The following is an 18695-nucleotide window of genomic DNA, read 5'->3' on the forward strand; positions in this document are numbered from 1 at the left end:
CCTCGCCCCCATAGTACGCTTGCTCAAAGCAACTGATCTATGGGTCCCCGCCTCCGCGAGGACGATGGGGTGGTATGCGGAATTTTGCGTTGCTTTGACGGACGCCGGCAGCGCCGACGCTTTGCCTCAACCGATATAGTTAAACAGCGACAAGCCCGACAATGCCTTGAACGACTTTTGCGCCGCCTCGAGCGTGAACTGCTGCTGCGTGAACAGCGAGATCGTCTTGACCATGTCGATCTCCTGCAAACCGGCCAGCGTGGCCGCGTACTGGATGTTGAGGTCCTCGCCGCTGCTGTCGAGATTGTCGAGCTCGGCCATGCGCGAACCGACCGACGATTGCACCGACAGCACGCCGTCGAGCGCGCTCGCGAGGTTGACGCCGCCCTCGGCCAGGTTGGCCGTCATGCGGGCGCGCCCGGCGGCGTCGCTGGCCGGCGCGCGCAGGCTGGCGATCAGCTTGTCGAGCGTTTCGAACACGGTCTGCTTGGTGCTCGGGCCGACCGTGACGACGTCCCCGTCGGCCGGGCTGCCCGCCACGTCGAAGCTCATGCCCTTGAAGTTGATCGCCTGCCCGCTCACGAACGGCATGGCCGCGTTGGCCGGCGGCGGCGGCACCGCCACGTTCTGGCCGTCGGTGATGGTGTAGGTCGTCACGCCCGCGGCGACCGCGAAGGTGAGCTTGTAATTGTCGCGCGCGAACTCAGCGGCGTTGTTCACGCTGCCGGCCGACACCACCAGCGCGGCGCCGTTGGCCGGGTCGGCGCGCGTGACGAAGCTGCCGTTGCCGGTCGGATTGCTCAAAAATACCGCGCTGCCCGGGTCGCCCATCGGGATCTGGCGCTGGCCGCCGATCTGGATCTGGCGCACGCCCTGGTCGCCCTCGTAGGCGATGCCTTCGGCGCTGCGCACGAACGGCGGGCTCGACGAGCGGAAGCCGCCGAACAGGTAGCCGCCCAGGCCGTCGCCGCTGTTGGCCAGCGCCAGCAGTTCTTCGCGGTGCGAGGCGATCTGGTCGGCCAGGCCGTTGCGGTCGGCCTGGTTGAGCGCGCCGTTGCCGGCGGCCACCGCGAGCGTCTGCACGTTCTGCAACACGTCGGTGGCGCCGGCGAGCGCGCTTTCCTCGAGCGCGAGCGCGCCGCGCACGTTCTGGCGGTTGGTGGCGAACTGGGTGTTGACCGCCTGCGCCTGGGTCACCTCCAAAGCGCGGGCCGAGGCGATCGGATCGTCCGCCGGGGTCAGCATGCGGCGGTTGGTCGCCAGCTGCTGCTGGGTCTTGGCCATCTGCGACTGCAAGGTGCCGAGCTGGCTGGTGCCGGCCTCGAACATGGAACTGGTGCTGATACGCATGGTGATCCTTTCGGCCGGTGCGCCGCCATTGGCGGCGCCGGCAATTAGCTTCCGAGTGAGAGCAGCGTATCGAACATCTCGCTGGACGCCTGCATCAGCTTGCCCGCGGCCTGGTAGGCCTGCTGGTACTTGAGCAGGTTGGCGGCCTCCTCGTCGAGGTTCACGCCCGACACCTCGCCCTGCGACCTGCGCGCCTGCGCCAGCATGGTTTCGCTGGCGGCGCTTTTGACCTGCGTCTCGCGCGTCTTGTTGCCGACAAAGCTGACCATCTCCGCGTACGCGGACTGGAACGTGCCGTTGCCGCCGTCGAACACGCCGGCCGTCTGCAGGGCCCCGAGCGCGCGCATGTTGCGGTTGTCGCTCGAGTTGCCGTTGCCGGCGGCGACGGTGAACACGTCGCCGCTGTCGGGCGCGCCGCTCAAGGCCACGCTCAGGCCGCCGCTGCTGACGGTGGCGCCGCTGGCGGCCGAATACGAGATCAGCTCGCCGGCCGCGTATTGCGTCGGCACCCCGCCCACCGTGACGGTCACGGGCGCGGTGGCGGTGAACTGGCGCCCGCCGCCGGCCGGGGTCGAGAAGGTTAGCTTGAGCGGCGCGGCCAGCGGCGCGTCCATGTAGGCCGATCCGTAGACGGCCTCGCCGATCTTGCCCGAGCCGGTGTTTTGCAATTGCGCCTCGGACACCACGGCAGCGGCGGCGGCGATCTTGCCGCGGTCGCTGATGGCCATGCCGAATTCGGACGCGCCGTTGATCGTCGGGCGCACCGAGTAGCTGTCGCCGGCGCTCGCGCCCCCGGTGATGGTGTAGGCGACGCCGTCGATGATCTGGGCCGCGGTCTGCGGATACGGCACGATTTTGGTCTGGGTGTTGTCGGACAGGCGCGTGACGACGAAGTCGGCGCCGTCGTACTGCACCTTGTAGTCGCTCTGGGTCAGCTTGGTGGCGTCGACCAGTTCGGCCTTGACGCTGGTGGTGCTGGCGGGGTTGTTGGTCTCGCTCGCGCCGACGAACGGCGCGCCGACCTTGAAGAACGCGGCGCCGGCCTGGCCTGCCTGGTCGAGGCCGAGCCCGTGCTGCGCGTTGAACGACAGGGCGACGCCGGCGGCCACGCGGCCGAGCCGGCTCTGGGCCTGGTCGAGCGCGGTGCTGCGGAACTCGAGCAGGCCGCCCAGCTCGCCGCCCTTGATGGTGCCGTCGGCCATGCGCTGGGGCTGGCCGCCGCTGATGTACGCGACCTCGATGCGCGAGCTGTCGGTGGCCGACGGGACCGCCGCGAGGCTGAACGCGCGCGCGCCCACCACCAGCGGCTGGCCGCTGCCGATCGACACGGTCACGGTGTTGCGTTCGCTGGGGACGACGGTGGTCTTGACGTGCGTGTTCAGTTCGGCGATGAGCTGGTCGCGCGCGTCGAGCAGGTCGTTGGGCATGCGCCCCGGGTTCGCACTGTTTTGCGAGATCTGTTCGTTGAGCGCGGCGATCTGGGTCGAATACGAATTGATCGCGTTCACGTTCGAGCCGATCTGCGCGTTGACGTTGCCGCGCAACTCTTGCAAGCGCGCGTCGATGCCCTGGAAGCGCGAGGCCAGCGATTCGCCGGCCGAGAGCATGCCCTGGCGCGCCACGTTCGAGGTCGGCGCCGAGCTCAGGTCCTGCACCGACTTGAAGAAGCCCTGCAGCGCAGGCGACAGGCCCGTGGTCGGGTCGGCCATGAGGTTGTCTACCTGGCTGATCTGGGTGTAGAAGGAGTTGAGCGAACTGGTGGTGGCCTGGGCCTGGCGCACCTGGCCGTTGAGGAAGGCGTCGGAGTAGCGCTTGATCTCGGAGACGTCAGTGCCGTTGCCGATGAAGCCGAAGCCCAGGTCCTGGCCGAACGCGGTGCCCTGCACCACCGTCTGGCGGCTGTAGCCGGCCACGTTGGCGTTGGCGATGTTGTGCCCGGTAGTGGTCAGGCCCGCTTGCGCCGCGAACAGCGCGCTTTTACCGACGTTGAGTATGTTTCCAGCCATGATAGTTTCTTCCTAGAGTTACGCTAGTCTACGGCAGGAACAGCCGGAACTTTAGCTTGCGCCCTGGAACCATGTCGTTTTTGCATCTATGTTTCCCGATACCGCAACTCTTAACAAACCACTACATCGTCCTCGCGGAGGCGGGGACCCATAGAACGTCTGCTATAAGCAACTGTTCTATGGGGGTGGCGCATGCGCCACCGCCTCCGCGAGGACGATGTGTGGGGTTTGCTTATTTCAGCGGTCATCGCAATCACCCCAGCGACTGCCGGATGATCCGGCTGAGCTTCTCGCCGTAGCGCGGATCGGTCGCGTACCCCGCCTTTTGCAAGCCGTGCGCGAAGCTGCTCGCGTCGCCGGCGGCGGCCAGCACCTTCTCGTAGCGCGGATTGGTGCTGATCATCCGCGCAAAATCATTAAAACTGTCGGCATAGCTGTCATAGGCGCGGAAGCGCTCGACCCGCGTCTGCGGCACCCCGTTCACATATTCGGTCGTGGTCGCGGTGGCGACCCTGCCCTTCCACCCCGGCCCGGCCTTGATGCCAAACAGATTGTGGCTGGCGCTGCCGTCCGCGTTCTGGATCTCGCGTTTGCCCCAGCCCGATTCCAGCGCGGCCTGGCCCAGCATGAATTTGGCCGGGATGCCCGACACGCGGCTGGCCTCCTCGGCGTGGCCGCCCAACTTGTTCTGGAACGCGCGCACATGCTCCTGCTGCGACGCCAGACGCGGGCCGTCCTGCAACTGCGCCGCCGACCAGGCCGGCCCGGCCGGCGCAGCCGGCAGCACGCCCGCGAGCGCGTCCTTGATAATCGGGTGCATCTTGAACACGTCCGTGTACGGCACGCCCGCGCCCGGCTGCTTGACGGAATCGCCGCCGATCGCCAGCGCCTGCGCGTTGACTGGCTCGGCAAGGAATTGCTGCGGCATGCCACGCCCTTGCGCGACGGACCCGCCTTCGCCGGGGCCAACGTCCCTGCCCCCAAGGGCCTGGCTCGACAATTGCCGGATCAGCACATCGGCCAGCCCGACCCCGCGCTTGGCCAGGTTCTCGCTGGTCTGCTGGTCGAGCATCGAGGTGAACATCTTGCTCTGCTCGCTGTCGAACATGCCGTCCTGCGGCGTCGCCGCGCGCATGCTCTTCATCATCATGTTGATGAACATCGCCTCGAACTGGGTCGAGGCCGCCTTCAGGGCGTCCGGCGAGCCCGCCTTGGCCGACGCCTTGAGCGCGCCGAGGCCCTGGCTGTCGAACGCGAGGCGGCTGCTTAGGTCGTGCTTGAGGCTGTCCATGTGGCGCTCCTAGATGATCTCGAGTTCGGCGCGCAGCGAACCGGCCGCCTTGAGCGCCTGCAGAATCGACAGCAGGTCCTGGGGCGAGGCCCCGATCGCGTTCATCGCCTTGACCACCTCGGCGAGCGAGGCGCCGCCCTTGACGTTGATGACCTTGCCCGGCTCCTTCCGCAGGTCGACCTGCGGGCTCTGGACGACCACGGTGCGCCCGCCCGACAGGGGGCGCGGCTGGCTGACCAGGGTGTCGGTGCCGATCGTGACCGACAGGTTGCCGTGCGAAATGGCGCAGTTCTCGAGCGTGACCGACTGGTTCATCACGACCGAGCCGGTGCGCGCGTTCATGATGACCTTGGCGGCGGTGCGCGCCGGATTGACCTCGAGGCCCTCGAGCACGCCCAAAAACGCGACCCGCTGGTCGCTGCTCGAGGGCGAGCGCACGCGGATCACGCGCGCGTCCTGGGCGCTGGCGATGCCGGCCCCGAAATGGTCGTTGATGGCCGTGACCACGCGCGAGGCGGTGGTGAAGTCGGTGCTGTTGAGTTCGAGCGTGATCTGCTGGTTTTCGCCCAGCACCGAGGGCACCGCGCGCTCTACCGTCGCGCCGCCCGAGATGCGGCCCACGCTCAGGTGGTTGACCTGCACCTGCGCGCCGCCGGCCGCGGCGCCGGCGCCGCCGACCACGAGGTTGCCCTGGGCCATGCCGTAGACCTGGCCGTCCGCGCCCTTGAGCGGGGTCATCAGCAAGGTGCCGCCGCGCAGGCTCTTGGCGTTGCCCATCGACGAGACCGTGATGTCGAGCGTCTGGCCGGGCTGCGCGAACGGCGGCAGCGAGGCGGTGACGGTGACGGCGGCCACGTTTTTCAGTTGCAAGGTAGCGCCCGGCGGCAGGTTCACGCCCATCTGCTGGAGCATCGACACCACCGACTGCACCGTGAACGGGGTCTGGGTGGTCTGGTCGCCGGTGCCGTCGAGGCCGACGACGATGCCGTAGCCCATCAGTTGGTTGTGGCGCACGCCGGCGATGCTGGCCAGGTCCTTGATGCGCTCGGCCTGCGCCGGCTGCGCGCCCAGCAGGGCTGCGAGCAGGGTGGCGGCGAGGATGGTCGATGGGCGGCGCATGGGCATGGTCTACCTTAAAGATCTTAGAACGGCAGCAAGGATTGGAAGAAGCGCGACACCATCGCCGTCACCTCGGCGCGGTCGACCTGGCTGTTGGTGCGGTATTCGACGCGCGCGTCGGCCACCTTGGTCGACGACACCGTGTTGCCGGCGCCGATGGTGTCGGGGCTGACCATGCCCGAGAAGCGGATGAACTCGACGCCCTTGTTGAGCGCGATCTGCTTCTCGCCGGCGACGATCAGGTTGCCGTTGGCGAGCACCTCGGTGACGGTGACGGCGATGGTGCCGCTGAAGGTGTTGCTCGCGCTCTGGTTGTCGGCGTCGGCGAACTTGCTGCCGTTTTCGACCGCGACGTTGCCGCCGATGTACTTCTGGACCGGGCCCGGCACCTTGAAGCCGACCTCGCCCGACTTGTTGCCCGAGCTGGCGCCGGTCTTGAGGGCGGCGGTCTTCTCGACGATGTTAATGATGAGCAGGTCGCCGATGTGGCGCGCGCGCCGGTCCTCGAACATGGGGCGGTACGAGGCGAGCTGGTAGATCGCGCCGTTGGAAGCGGGCGCGTGCTCGACCATCATCGGACGCGAGGTGGTCGGCTGCTGCACGATCGACGACGGCACGGCCGAGCAGCCGGCCAGCGCCAGCACCGAAGCGAGCACAGGAACAACGAGGGGGATGAGTCGCGCTTGCATGGTCGTGCTCCGTTTTACAGCTGCGCCAGCTTGGCGAGCATCTGGTCGGACGTGGTGATCGCCTTGCTGTTGATCTCGTAGGCGCGCTGGGTCTGGATCATATTGACCATCTCCTCGACCACGTTGACGTTCGAGGTCTCGACGTAGCCCTGCAAGATGACGCCGGCGCCGTTGGTGCCAGGGGTGTTGGTGTTGGGGGTGCCCGACGAGCCGGTCTCGGCGTACAGGTTCTCGCCCTTGGACTCGAGGCCGGCCGGGTTCACGAACGTGGTCAGCTGAAGGGTGCCGACCTGGGACGGGGCCGCCGTGCCGGGCAGCGTGACCGAGACCACGCCGTCGCGCCCGACCGTGATCGAGAGCGCCTCGGCCGGCACGGTGATCGCGGGCTGGATCACGAAGCCCGACGAGGTCACGAGCTGGCCGTTGGAGTCGCTCTGGAAGGCGCCGTCGCGGGTGTAGGCGGTGGCGCCGTCGGGCAGCAGCACCGAGAAGAAGCCCGAGCCGTTGATCATCAGGTCCTTCGAGTTGCTGGTGAGCTGGGGGTTGCCCTGAGTGTGGATGCGTTCGGTGGCGACGGTGCGCACGCCGGTGCCGATCTGCAGGCCCGACGGCAGGTTGGTCTGCTGCGACGACTGGGCGCCGGGCTGGCGCACGTTCTGGTACAACAAGTCCTCGAACACGGCGCGCGAACGCTTGAAGCCGTTGGTGCTCACGTTGGCGAGGTTGTTGGTGATGACGTCGAGATTGGTCTGCTGCGCCTCGAGACCGGTCTTGGCGATATATAGGGAACGGATCATTTGCTTCTCCAGTTTCGGTACGGCGCCAAGCGCCAAGCACACATCAATCTTTGGGGACAGGCTGCCTGTGCAACCGACACCGGCCATCGCCAGTAACACGTCATCACCGCAACCGCCACGTCATCACAGAAACCACCACGTAATCACCGCAACCGCCAACGTCATCACAGCAACCACGACGTAATCACCGCAACCGCCAACGTCATCACAGCAACCACCACGTCATCACCGCAACCGCCAACGTCATCACAGCAACCACCACGTCATCACCGCCGCCACCACCACCACCAACGTCATCCCCGCGAAAGCGGGGACCCATACTGAGCTGGCAAAGCGCCGAGCATCACGTTTTCGGCCGCGAACAATAAATCGCCCTTGTTAGCGAAGAAATCGGCTGACGCCAGTTGTCAGCAAACTCAGCATGGGTCCCCGCTTTCGCGGGGATGACGTGCTGGTGGTGGCGCTGGTCGCGCTGGTGCCGCTGGTGCCGCTGGTGCCGCTGGTGCCGGTGGTGCCGGTTTTGGCGGTTTCGGCGGTTTCGGCGGTTTTGGCGGTTTTGGCGCGTTTGTGGCGGTCGTGGTAGCGACGACACACGTCGCGTCGCGTCAGCCATAGACCCCAGTGAGAATTATGCGCGCCGCAGAGTCAACTCAAAGCGAGGATCTGGGTAGCTTTCGCCGCGTTGTTCTCGGCATTCTTGAGCAGGCTCATTTGGGTTTCGAACGCGCGCGCGAGCGTGATCATGCTCACCATCGAGTCGACCGGGCTGACGTTGCTGCCCTCGAGCGCCCCGCCGACCACCTTGACCAGCGGGTCGGCCGCGGCGGCCGAGCCGTCGCGCAGGCGGAACAAGCCGTCGTCCCCGCGCACCAAATTGGCCTCGTCCGGATTGACCAGTTTTAAACGCCCCAGCACGGTCGGCGCGCCCGGCGTGTTGCTCGTCGCCATGGTCGAGACGGTGCCGTCGCTGGCGACCTCGACCGTCACCTCGGGCGGCACCGTGATGGTGCCGCCGTCGCCCTGCACCGCGAACCCGGCGTTCGACTGCAGCATCCCGTTCGCGTTCATCTGCAGGGCGCCGTTGCGGGTGTACGCCTCGCTGCCGTCGGGCATCTGCAGCGCGATCCAGCCCTTGCCCGAGACCGCCACGTCGAGCGCGCGCCCCGTCATCTGCAGCGGCCCCGCCGAAAAATCGCTGCCCACCGTCGCGCCGACCACGAAGGTGCGGGTCGGCAGCGCGCCGCCGACCACCGGCACCGCGCGGAAGGCGTCGATCTGGGCCCTGAAGCCCGTGGTGCCGACGTTGGCCAGGTTGTTGGCGGTCGTGGCCTGCTGATCGAGCAGGTGCTTGGCGCCGCTGGCGGCGGTGTAGATCAGGCGGTCCATGCGGCGTCCCTTGACGTTTATTGCGGTTTAGCGCAGGTTGACCAGCGTCTGCAGGATCGAATCCTGGGTCTTGATGGTCTGCGCGTTGGCCTGGTAGACCCGCTGCGCCGTGATCATGTTGACCAGCTCGGCCGTGAGGTCGACGTTCGAGGTCTCGACCGCGGCCGACTGCAGCACCCCGCGCCCGCCCGAGTCCGGCGTGCCCGTGAGCGGCACGCCCGAGGTCGAGGACTCGGCCCAGGCGTTGTTGCCCAGCGGCGTGAGCCCGTTCGGGTTGGCGAAGTTCGACAGCACGATCTGGCCCAGCGCCTGCGAGCGGCCGTTGCTGTACTGGCCCATGATGACGCCGTCTGCGCCGGCCGCGAAACGCTGCAGCTGGCCCGAGGCGTAGCCGTCCTGCGACAGCTTCTCGCGCGTGGCCGAGCCGTACTGGGTGGTGCCGGCAAAGCCAAGGTCGACCGTGAGGGTGTCGGCCGCGCCGGTCGACGGGTACATCGGCAGGGCGACGGAGAACGGCAGCGTCTGCGGCGCCATCAGCGCCGGGCTGAGCGCGCCCGACGAGTCGAACTTGAGCTGGCCCACGCTGACCGGCGGCACCCGCACGGCGGCCGTGATGGCCGCGTCGATCTGCTCGGGCGTGAAGCCGACGGTGTTGCCGGCGGTGGTCGCGGCGGTGTTGATGGCGGCGACGTCGGTGGCGCTGGCGCCGGCGGCGGCGGCGGCCTGCTCGACGGCGTCACCGGCGGCGGTGGCGTAGTTTTGCGCGGCCAGGTTGACCCGCGCCGGGTCGCGCGGCACGGCGGCCATCGCGTTGACCCACTCCTGGCGCGTGACGCTGGTGGCGGCCGCCGGGCTCGGGTCGTGCGAGGCGCTGGCCACCTCGAGATTGGTGATCTCGGTGCCGTCGTTGGCCACGTAGACGTCCCACACGCCGGGCGCCGACTTGACGAAGTACGAGGTCACCACGTGCGGCGTGCCGAGGCTGTCGTAGACGTCGATCGCGGTCTGCTTGTTGTAGGTGTCGGAGTTGTTCGGGTTGAACGGGGTCACGAGCGGCGTGACGCTGGCCGAATCGAGGTTCAATTCGGTGTCGATGCGGCTTGTCGCCAGCGGCTGCAGGTTGGCCGTGCTGATCTGCAGCGGCACGGGCGAGCCGGCCGAGATGGCGCCGGTCGGGCCGGCCATGTAGCCGGTCAGCATCGCGCCCTGGGCGTTGGTGATGAAGCCGTCCTTGTTGAGCGCGAACTGGCCGTTGCGCGCGTACTGGACCGCGCCATTGACGGTGGTGCGGAAGAATCCGGAGCCGTTGATGGCGATGTCGAGCGGGTTGTTGGACGCCTCGATGTTGCCCTGGTTGAATTGCTGGGCGATCTGCGACACCTTGACGCCGATGCCGGCCTGGTTGCCGGCCGCGCCGCTGAGCGAGTTGGCGTAGACGTCGGCGAACTGGGCCTGCGAGGTCTTGAAGCCGACCGTGCTGGCGTTGGCGATGTTGTTGCCGATGACGTCGAGCGATTTCGCAGCGCCGTTCAAGCCGCTAAGTCCCTGTTGGAAAGACATGTTGATCTCCTGGTGTAAAGGTTGGTGGCGGCTTGAATTACATGATGAGTTTGACGTCGGCCATCGTGACCATGCTGCCCTTGAGCATCAGGTTCAGCTGGACCCCGTTCTTGGCGCTGGTCGTCACGCTGCCGACGCTGTCGAAGGCGAGCGCGATGGCGTCGTCGACCGCCTCGCCGCCGTTCTGGGCGACCACCCGGAAGGTGTAGGCGCCGTTGGCCGAGGGCACGCCGTCGATCACGCCGTCCCATGCGACCGGGGTCACGCCGGGCCCGTGCGGGCCGAGATCGAGCGTGTGCACGTCCTTGCCGGTGCGCGGGTCGGTGATGACGATCTGCAGGTTGTCGACGCTCGAGCCGAGCTCGACGCCCATGATCGACTTGCCCTCGTGCAGCGTCAGGCTGTTGCCCTCGACCAGCACGCCGTGGCCGATCATGTTGGCCGCCTGCAGCGCCTCGGACGACTGGTAGCTGGCCTTGAGCGATTCGAGCGTGGTGTTGAGCTTGTTGACGCCGGTGACGGTCGACAGCTGCGCGAGCTGGCTCGTGATCTGCGCGTTGTCGAGCGGGTTCATCGGGTCCTGGTTCTTGAGCTGGGTCACCAGCAGGGTCATGAACTTGTCCTGGTCGGCCTGGACGCTGCCGGCGACGGCGGCCGCCTTGCGCGGATTCATCACCGCCATGAGGTCGTTGATGATCGGCGGCGATTGGGTGGCGATGGCGGTCATGGGGGGTTCCGATCCGGTCACTGACCGAGCGTTAGGGTTTTGAGCAGCATGCTTTTGGCCGCGTTCATGGTTTCGACATTGGTCTGGTAGGAGCGCGAGGCCGACAGCATGTTGACCATCTCGTCGACCACGTTCACGTTGGGCATGGCGACATACCCCTTCTCGTCGGCCATCGGGTGCTTGGGGTCGTACACCTGCTTGAGCGGCGAGGCGTCCTCGACGACCTGCTGGACGCGCACGCCGGTGCCGCCGCCGGCGGTCTGGACCGCCTCGAACACGACCTGCTTGGCGCGGTAGGCCTCGCCGCTGGCGCTGGTGGCGCTGTCGGCGTTGGCGAGGTTGCTCGAGACCACGTTGAGGCGCTGGGCCTGGGCGCTCATGGCCGAACCGGACACGTTGAAGATGTTAAACAGCGACATAGTGCTTCCCTATCGGCCCTATTGGCCCTGGATGGCGGAGATCAGGCCGCGGATCTGCATGTTGATCATGGTGATGCCCGCCTCGTAGCGCAGCGCGTTGTCGGCGAACTGGTTGCGCTCGACGTCCATGTCGACCGTGTTGCCGTCAACGCTGCCCTGGGCCGGGATCCGGTACAGCAGCGCGGTGCCGTCGGCCAGGGTGTCGGCGTTTTTGGCCACGCCCGTGAAATGGGCCGCCGCGGTCGCGCCCGGCACGCCGGCCGGCGCCGCGCCGCGCGCGAGCGCGCCCTGCAGCGCGCTGGCGAAATCGATGTCGCGCGCCTTGAAGTTGGGCGTGTCGGCGTTCGCGATGTTGGAAGCGAGCACCTGCTGGCGCTGCGAGCGCAAACTCAGGGCGACCTCGTTGAAGCGCATGTAATCGTCGATTTTGCTCATTTTGCATTCTCCCAGGTCAGGCGCCAGTCCAAAGCCGGTGGTGACAGGATCGATAGTAAGGCTGCCGGGCATGCAGCAATCGGCCGAGAAGGCCGTGCAAACGGGGGCTATTCAAACGTTCGGCCCGGGGCCGCGCCGCCTAATATGGGAGCATGAAAAAGACCCTGTCGGCCGCAAAGCCAAGCACGTCGTTCCGATCAGCTCCGATATTGTCCGTCCTCGCCATCCTGGTTTTGCTGCTGAGCGCGCCGCTGGTGCGCGGCCAGGTCCCGGCCAATCCGGCGCGCCAGGATCCGGCCGCCCTGCGCGCGCTGGTCGAACAACACCTGCGCGTGCAGAGCGCCGGCCTGCCCGGCAAGGTCGCGATCGAGGTCGGCCGGCTCGACCCGCGCATGAGCCTGGCCGCGTGCCCGGACCCGCAGGCGTTCCAGCAAGCCGGCGCGCGCGCCTGGGGCAGGACCTCGGTCGGGGTGCGCTGCCTGGCGCCCGCCTGGAGCGTGTATGTGCAGGCCAGGGTGAGCGTGACGGGCGACTACGTGGCCGCCGCCGTGCCCCTGGCGCAGGGCCAGCCGATCGACCCGTCGCAGCTGATGCTGCTCAAGGGCGATCTCGCGGCGATGCCGAACGGGATCATCACCGACATCGCGCAGGCGGCCGGAAAAAGCCCGACCGTGTCGCTTCAGGCCGGCGCGCCGCTGCGGCTCGACGGCCTGCGCAGCCCGCCCGTGGTGCAACAGGGGCAGTTGGTGCGCGTGGTCAGCGCCGGACCCGGCTTCCAGGTCTCGGGCGAGGCGCGCGCGCTTGGCAACGCGGCCGACGGCCAGGTGGTACAGGCGCGCACGCCGCGCGGCGTGATCCTCAGCGGGGTGGCCCGCGCCGGCGGCCTGGTCGAAGTGGCATACTAGGCATGCTAGACATGCGCCGAACGAATATTTGATATGGGAAAGTCCATGCGGTCGCAGCTAAAGTTTATGGCCGGTGCGCCGTTACCGAGGCAGACCCCGGAGTTTCTCGCTCCGGCAAGACGAGGAAAACGCTGTGAAAATTAACGACCCGATCAAAATCACACCCGCGCTGCCGGGCAACACCGCCCCGGCGGCGGGCACCCGCGGCGCCGACAGGGCCGGCCCGGCCGCCGGCCTGTCATCGGACAGCGTGCGCCTGTCCTCGCAAGGCCAGGCGCTCGCCGGCACGGTCGGCAACAATGCCGTGTTCGACGCCAAAAAAGTCGAGCGCCTCAAGCTGGCGATCGCCGACGGCCAGTTCCAGGTCAATTCCGAAAAAGTCGCCGACGGCCTGCTCGAGACGGTGCGCGGCCTGCTGCACGCCAGAAAGCGCTAACACACCCAATGTCCACCATGTCCGCCACCAGCCCGAACGCCGCCCTGCCCGACGAACTGCGCCTGATGGGGCAGATGCTCGCCATGCTGCAGCAGGAGCAGCAGGTGCTGGTCAAGGCCGACACCGAGGCGCTGAGCGCGCTCACGGTGCTCAAGTCGGCGCTCGTGGCGCAACTGGGGCAATGCGCGGCCACGCGCCAGCGCCTGCTGCGCGAGGCCGGCTTCGCGGCCGCCGACGACGGCATGCAGGCCTGGATCAAGGCCGGGCCCGGCGCCGCCAGCGCCGAGCAGTGGCAGCAACTGCTCGAGCTCACGCGCCAGGCCAAGGAACTCAACCGCGTCAATGGAATGCTGATCAACAAGCAGTTCACCTACAACCAGACCATCCTCAACGCGATGCGCGCGCCCGCCTCGGGCGGCGAGGCGCATTTCTACGGCCCCAGCGGCCAGGCCACCGTCACGCCGCAGCCGCGCCGCCCGGTGATCGGCTAAGACCCTCTTCCATCGGGCCGATGCGCCCGGGGGCTTGCCATGCCGGCCCGAGGCTGGCGTTGCGCGCGCAAGGCTACGCAAAGCGAAAATTTATTTTTCGACAATTTCTTGCGAAAATACAATCATAATATTGCGACGAACGCAACGATAAGATTGTCATATTTTCTACTATCAAGGCTCGCACACTTACCTTTGAAAGGTGCTTGCCATGTCAAATCCTTACGACCAAATCCTTATCGATACGGCAATCGTGGAAGATTTCTCCGGCTTAAAACAGTATATGGCGGCAGCGGCCTCTGTTCTGTCCGGTGCGATCATGAGTGGCTGTGGGGCCGGGACGGGCAAGGGGCCTGCCCAACTGCCGCCAACCGGACCGATCGCGCCCACCCCGGGTCCGCCCACGGCGACGCAGGCTTCGCGCTTCCTCATGCAGGCCTCGATGGGCGCAACGCGCGAACAAATTGCCAAGGTACAAGAGCTCGGATATGCCGGGTGGCTCGACGATCAGATCGCGACGCCGGTTTCGGGCACGTCCTGGGCCTGGTTGGTTGGTGCCGGTTTCGCCACTTCCACCGAATCCGAGGCCGGCACCGATGCGTGCATTTGGCGCAAATTGCTGTCCGCGCCTGACACCTTGCGCCAGCGCGTTACGCTGGCGCTTTCAGAGATCATCGTCGGTGCCGTGTCGGGTTTTTTCGAAGGACAGTGGCGCGCGTTCTCGGCCGCGACCTTGCTAGATTTGTTGCAAGCGAATGCCTTTGGAAATTACCGAATTTTGTTGCAACAGATATCGCTTAGCACGCCGATGGGCGAGTTTCTGACTTATATCGACAATATGAAATTCGATCCCGCGACAGGCGCTATGCCTGACGAAAATTTTGCGCGCGAAATCATGCAGTTGTTCTCAATCGGACTGATCCAGCTAAATCCAGATGGCTCACCCAAACTCGTCAACGGCAAACCACAAGAAACGTACACCCTTGACGACGTTGTCGGTCTGGCGCGCGTGTTTACGGGATATGGCTACGACGCCACGTTCGGCTATTCGACCCCGGAGTACAAACGACTACCCCTCATTCAGCTTGCGGGACGCCATGAATACGGCAGCAAGAAATTTCTGGGAACGACCATTGTGGCCGGAACAAATCCCGCCGACAGCTTGGCGCAGGCCCTCGACACCATTTTCGCGCATCCTAACGTTGCCCCCTTCATCGGCAAGCAGTTGATTCAACGCTTAGTGTGCAGTAACCCTAGCTCGGCCTATGTGGCTCGCGTGAGCGCCGTGTTTAACAACGATGGGAACGGTGTCAAAGGCAATCTGACGGCCGTGTTGAAAGCCATCTTGCTAGATGAAGAGGCGCGCGCAGACATCGACGACACCGCCCCCGGATACGGCAAGCTGCGGGAGCCTATCCTGCGCTTGGCAGCATGGGCCCGCGCATTTAAGGCTACCTCGCCCAGCGACACATGGAACGTGGGCGACACCTCGGACGCTGGCAAGGCGCTGGCGCAAAGCCCGCTGCGCGCGCCAAGCGTCTTCAATTTTTTCAGGCCGGGATATGTGCCTCCGAACAGTGAGATCAGCAACTCCGGGATGGTAGCGCCGGAATTCCAGATCACGAATGAAACATCGGTCGTCGGCTACGTGAACTTCATGCAAAGGGTGATTTGCGACGGCATCGGCGATGTCAAGGCCGACTATGGAAGCCTGCTGCCACTGGCTGACAACGCCCGCACCTTGGTTGACGAGATCAATCTCGTGTTGACGGCCGGACAGTTGTCGGCGACCACCGTGGTCCTGATCGTGGGGGCACTCAACACCTTGCCAAGCGGTACCGACGCGTCCCGTCTCGCTCGGATCCATGCCACGCTGGTCATGGTGATGGCGGCACCCGAGTTCATCGTTCAAAAATAGGAGTCCACCATGAAAAACGACAACAGTAACGTCACCAATGGATCACGGCGCGCTTTTCTGAAACGCGCAGGCTCTCTTTCGCTCGCCAGCGTGGCGGCGCCATGGTTGATCAACTTGTCTGCGCTTGCCGATGCCAGTGCGGCCACGACAGGCGAATACAAGGCGTTGGTATGCATCTTTCTTTCGGGTGGCAATGACCAGGCAAACACACTGGTGCCCTACGATAGCGGCAACCACACACTGTATCAGCGCTACCGTCCGTCGTTTGCGTACAGCCGGCAACAGCTCGCCGCGGGCGCGCTTGCATCAGAAAACACGGCACTCGACTCGGCCGGTTTCGCGCACGACTATGCGCTCCCGCCTGCACTGGCGCCATTGCTTGCCCTTTTTAATGAAAAGCGTTTGGGGGTGATGCTGAATATGGGTACGCTGGTCGAGCCGACGACGAAGCAACAATACACCGGAAAGTCGGTTCGCCTGCCATCCAAACTTTTCTCGCACAACGACCAGCAATCCATTTGGCAATCGTCGTTCCCCGAGGGTGCTGCTTCGGGTTGGGGCGGGAGAATGGGGGACTTGTTCCAATCGAACAATCAGAACAAAGTGTTTTCAAACATTAGCCTTGCCGGCAACGCGGTTTTCCTGTCGGGAAACTCGGCCATGCAATACCATGTTTCAATAGATGGCCCGGTGAAGATGGAGGCTCTGCGGGACCCGTTGTTCGGGTCGGCGGCATGTTCGGCGGCGTTGCGCACCCTGATCAGCGAACCGCGCGACAACATCTTTGAAAGCGAGTACAACCGCATCAACAAGCGCGCCTTGGAATCCGAGGAGCTTTTGTCGTCCTCGCTTGCATCGGCAGCTCGCCTCAATACCATTTTCCCCGCCAATAACCCGCTCGCAAAGCAACTTCAAATGGTCGCGCGGATGATCTCGATTGCGCCTGCGCTGGGCGTAAAACGGCAAATTTTCTACGTCACGCTGAACGGTTTCGACAACCACTACAGCCTGCTCGCTCCCCATACCCACCTGTTGGGACAACTGGGGATGGCGATGAGTGCCTTTTATTCGGCAACCGCCGAGCTTAATGTCGCAAACGATGTCACTTCGTTTACCGCCTCCGAATTCGGTCGCACGCTGTCGGCAAACACGAACGGGGGCACCGACCATGGCTGGGGTGGCATGCAATTTGTGATGGGCGGCGCGGTAAAGGGAAAACGCTTTTACGGCAACGCTCCCATTCTGGCCAATGACGGACCGGATGATGTGGGCCAAGGCCGTCTGCTCCCGACCATGTCTATCGAACAATTTGCCGCCACGCTCGGTGGATGGTTTGGCGTGTCCGACAGCGACTTGCTGGAGGTGCTCCCGAACCTGCGCAATTTCAGCGCCAGCGCAAGAAAATTGGACTTCGTCTAAATCGGAACCGCTTCACGCGATCCTTTCCCGGGCACAGATGTCGTCTAGTGCCTCGGGTTTGCCTCGCATTCAAAGCCGGAGACCTCAAACTTGTCTATACCACATCATCATTGCCGCGTCTGCTAATTTTTAATCAATTTGGCATTTTTGCAAAAAAATTCGAGAAAACAATTTTCAACTTTACATGGCCGCGTTAATCCGTGAGTATTCATTCATGAGTTTGCTTATCGAAGAATAATTTTTTTCTTTATGGAAACTTAAAATTTAAGGCTGCAACAAAGCGGTCCACTATAAAAATCACTTTCGGAGAACACAAATGAATTGGAATACTACGGCCAAGACCAGTATTGCTGTGATGATCGCCGCCATGTGCGCTTCTGCGCAAGCGGGCAACAACGGCGTCACGGTCAGCGTTGCAGCAGAGAAAACCAAACTGAGCAAGAGCGATGACGTCGTCGTCAAGGTCACGATCAAGAACACCTCGTCGTCCCCGCAATACGTCCTCAAGTGGTACACCCCGTTCGCCGAAATCGAAGAGTCGCTGTTCAAAGTAACGCGCGACGGCGTCGACGTGCCGTACGAGGGCGCCCACTACAAGCGCCAGGCGCCAAAGGCAACGGACTACTACGTGCTCAAGCCAGGCGCATCGCACACCACCAAGGTTGAACTGTCGAGCATGTACGACATGAGCATCACCGGCGCCTACTCGATCAGCTACGACACCAAGTCGCTGAGCATGTTCAATGACGAGATGAGCGGCAACAAGAAGGCCAAGAAGGAAATCGGCGAGATGAAATCGACCCCGGCATCGCTGTGGATCGATGGCAGCTTGCCGCGCGGCACGCTGGCGAAAGCCCCCGCCCCGCAGCCGCCATCGACGATGGGGCTGTCGTTTACCAAGTGCACCGCGTCCCAGCAAAGCACCGTGACCGCGGCCATCGCCGCCGGCCTGAACATGGCCACCAACAGCGACGCCTACATGTCCGGCTCGCTTGGCGCGCGCTACACCAAGTGGTTCGGCGCGGCCGATTCGACCCGCGCTGCCAAGGTCAAGGGCAACTTCGCCTCGATCAAGGATGCGTTCGCAAACAAGCCGGTCACCGTGGACTGCGGTTGCAAGAAGACCTACTACGCCTACGTGTACCCGAGCCAGCCGTACAAAATCTACGTGTGCAAGGCGTTCTGGTCGGCGCCAATGACGGGCACCGATTCGAAAGGCGGCACCATGGTTCATGAAATGAGCCACTTCACCGCCGTCGCCGGCACCGACGACTGGGTCTATGGCCAATCGGGCGCTGCCAGCTTGGCCATCAGCGATCCGAACAAAGCGGTCGACAATGCCGACTCGCACGAGTATTTTGCCGAGAACACCCCTAACCTGTAATTCCAGGTAGGGCGCTTCAGATGGAAGCGGGTTGGACGGTCTGGGGACCGCCAACCCGCTTTTTTTATGCCCGCGCGACTTACCGCAAGTAGCGGGACTAATGTTCAAAATTTAACATTCCGCGCGATCCGTCCCAAAATAGACATTCAGCCGACGCCAATTTTTCATAGCACGCAATGCGAACTCCGCAATCAAAAATAACAATTCAAAAACATTGAATGTTCGCAAAAACTTCACACTTACGATTGATTCTGCGTTTACTTGAAGTCGAGGTTTGTGTGAGCATGAATACATGAGTTGGCAGAAGCGGGACGGTACAGGCGCCCCGCGCGCGCTCATATTCTTGTGCAAGTACCCACTAAAAAA

At 64.4% G+C, this 18695-nt stretch carries 18 protein-coding genes; 7 read left to right on the forward strand and 11 right to left on the reverse strand.

The window, feature by feature from the left end; all coding sequences use genetic code 11:
* Positions 1–126: 126 nt before the first annotated feature.
* The 6 genes from flgL to flgG form a co-directional block, all read right to left on the reverse strand.
* Positions 127–1350, reverse strand: a complete 1224-nt coding sequence (gene flgL, locus C7C56_RS19530; protein WP_106759040.1) for a flagellar hook-associated protein FlgL — start codon at positions 1348–1350, stop codon at positions 127–129.
* 44 nt (positions 1351–1394) lie between these two features.
* The gene (flgK, locus tag C7C56_RS19535; RefSeq protein ID WP_106759041.1) at positions 1395–3356 is read right to left on the reverse strand and encodes a flagellar hook-associated protein FlgK; all 1962 of its coding nucleotides are present in this window, start codon (positions 3354–3356) and stop codon (positions 1395–1397) included.
* A gap of 253 nt (positions 3357–3609) precedes the next feature.
* A complete protein-coding gene (gene flgJ / locus C7C56_RS19540; RefSeq protein WP_106759042.1) occupies positions 3610–4647 on the reverse strand; it encodes a flagellar assembly peptidoglycan hydrolase FlgJ in 1038 nt (345 codons plus the stop codon).
* A 9-nt stretch (positions 4648–4656) separates the two neighbouring features.
* Positions 4657–5772 carry a flagellar basal body P-ring protein FlgI gene (locus C7C56_RS19545; RefSeq protein ID WP_370660226.1) on the reverse strand — a complete coding sequence of 372 codons (1116 nt, stop codon included), beginning with the start codon at positions 5770–5772 and terminating at the stop codon, positions 4657–4659.
* Between the two features lie 17 nt (positions 5773–5789).
* Positions 5790–6455, reverse strand: a complete 666-nt coding sequence (locus C7C56_RS19550; RefSeq protein ID WP_106759043.1) for a flagellar basal body L-ring protein FlgH — start codon at positions 6453–6455, stop codon at positions 5790–5792.
* 14 nt (positions 6456–6469) lie between these two features.
* Positions 6470–7252, reverse strand: a complete 783-nt coding sequence (gene flgG, locus C7C56_RS19555; RefSeq protein WP_106759057.1) for a flagellar basal-body rod protein FlgG — start codon at positions 7250–7252, stop codon at positions 6470–6472.
* A 421-nt stretch (positions 7253–7673) separates the two neighbouring features.
* Here flgG and C7C56_RS19560 point away from each other — a divergent pair, with 421 nt between their 5' ends.
* On the forward strand, positions 7674–7835 hold the full coding sequence (locus C7C56_RS19560; protein ID WP_181373261.1) for a hypothetical protein: 162 nt from the start codon (positions 7674–7676) through the stop codon (positions 7833–7835).
* 62 nt (positions 7836–7897) lie between these two features.
* Here C7C56_RS19560 and flgF read toward each other — a convergent pair whose 3' ends face one another.
* Genes flgF through flgB form a run of 5 tightly spaced genes read right to left on the reverse strand, consistent with a single transcriptional unit; the run spans position 7898 to position 11779 of the window.
* The gene (gene flgF / locus C7C56_RS19565) at positions 7898–8638 is read right to left on the reverse strand and encodes a flagellar basal-body rod protein FlgF (protein WP_106759044.1); all 741 of its coding nucleotides are present in this window, start codon (positions 8636–8638) and stop codon (positions 7898–7900) included.
* 27 nt (positions 8639–8665) lie between these two features.
* A complete protein-coding gene (locus C7C56_RS19570) occupies positions 8666–10198 on the reverse strand; it encodes a flagellar hook protein FlgE (protein WP_106759045.1) in 1533 nt (510 codons plus the stop codon).
* Between the two features lie 37 nt (positions 10199–10235).
* A complete protein-coding gene (locus C7C56_RS19575; RefSeq protein ID WP_106759046.1) occupies positions 10236–10925 on the reverse strand; it encodes a flagellar hook assembly protein FlgD in 690 nt (229 codons plus the stop codon).
* Positions 10926–10942: 17 nt separating this feature from the next.
* Complete coding sequence (flgC, locus tag C7C56_RS19580; RefSeq protein ID WP_106759047.1) at positions 10943–11344, reverse strand: flagellar basal body rod protein FlgC; 402 nt, start codon at positions 11342–11344, stop codon at positions 10943–10945.
* 18 nt (positions 11345–11362) lie between these two features.
* Positions 11363–11779, reverse strand: a complete 417-nt coding sequence (gene flgB / locus C7C56_RS19585; protein WP_106759048.1) for a flagellar basal body rod protein FlgB — start codon at positions 11777–11779, stop codon at positions 11363–11365.
* 206 nt (positions 11780–11985) lie between these two features.
* On the opposite strand from flgB, the gene flgA reads away from it, so the two are divergent.
* The 6 genes from flgA (at position 11986) to C7C56_RS19615 (ending at position 18329) form a co-directional block, all read left to right on the forward strand.
* Positions 11986–12684 (forward strand): flagellar basal body P-ring formation chaperone FlgA, encoded by a 699-nt coding sequence (gene flgA, locus C7C56_RS19590; RefSeq protein WP_370660227.1) that lies wholly within the window; start codon positions 11986–11988, stop codon positions 12682–12684.
* A gap of 133 nt (positions 12685–12817) precedes the next feature.
* Complete coding sequence (flgM, locus tag C7C56_RS19595; RefSeq protein ID WP_106759050.1) at positions 12818–13120, forward strand: flagellar biosynthesis anti-sigma factor FlgM; 303 nt, start codon at positions 12818–12820, stop codon at positions 13118–13120.
* A gap of 8 nt (positions 13121–13128) precedes the next feature.
* Positions 13129–13611, forward strand: a complete 483-nt coding sequence (locus tag C7C56_RS19600; protein ID WP_229458878.1) for a flagella synthesis protein FlgN — start codon at positions 13129–13131, stop codon at positions 13609–13611.
* 208 nt (positions 13612–13819) lie between these two features.
* The gene (locus C7C56_RS19605; RefSeq protein ID WP_106759052.1) at positions 13820–15526 is read left to right on the forward strand and encodes a DUF1800 domain-containing protein; all 1707 of its coding nucleotides are present in this window, start codon (positions 13820–13822) and stop codon (positions 15524–15526) included.
* A 9-nt stretch (positions 15527–15535) separates the two neighbouring features.
* Complete coding sequence (locus C7C56_RS19610; protein WP_106759053.1) at positions 15536–16945, forward strand: DUF1501 domain-containing protein; 1410 nt, start codon at positions 15536–15538, stop codon at positions 16943–16945.
* A 316-nt stretch (positions 16946–17261) separates the two neighbouring features.
* Complete coding sequence (locus C7C56_RS19615) at positions 17262–18329, forward strand: M35 family metalloendopeptidase (RefSeq protein WP_106759054.1); 1068 nt, start codon at positions 17262–17264, stop codon at positions 18327–18329.
* The last annotated feature ends 366 nt before the right edge of the window (positions 18330–18695 follow it).

The sequence above is a fragment of the Massilia glaciei genome (assembly GCF_003011895.2).
In the GTDB taxonomy this organism is placed as follows: Bacteria; Pseudomonadota; Gammaproteobacteria; order Burkholderiales; family Burkholderiaceae_D; genus Telluria_A; species Telluria_A glaciei.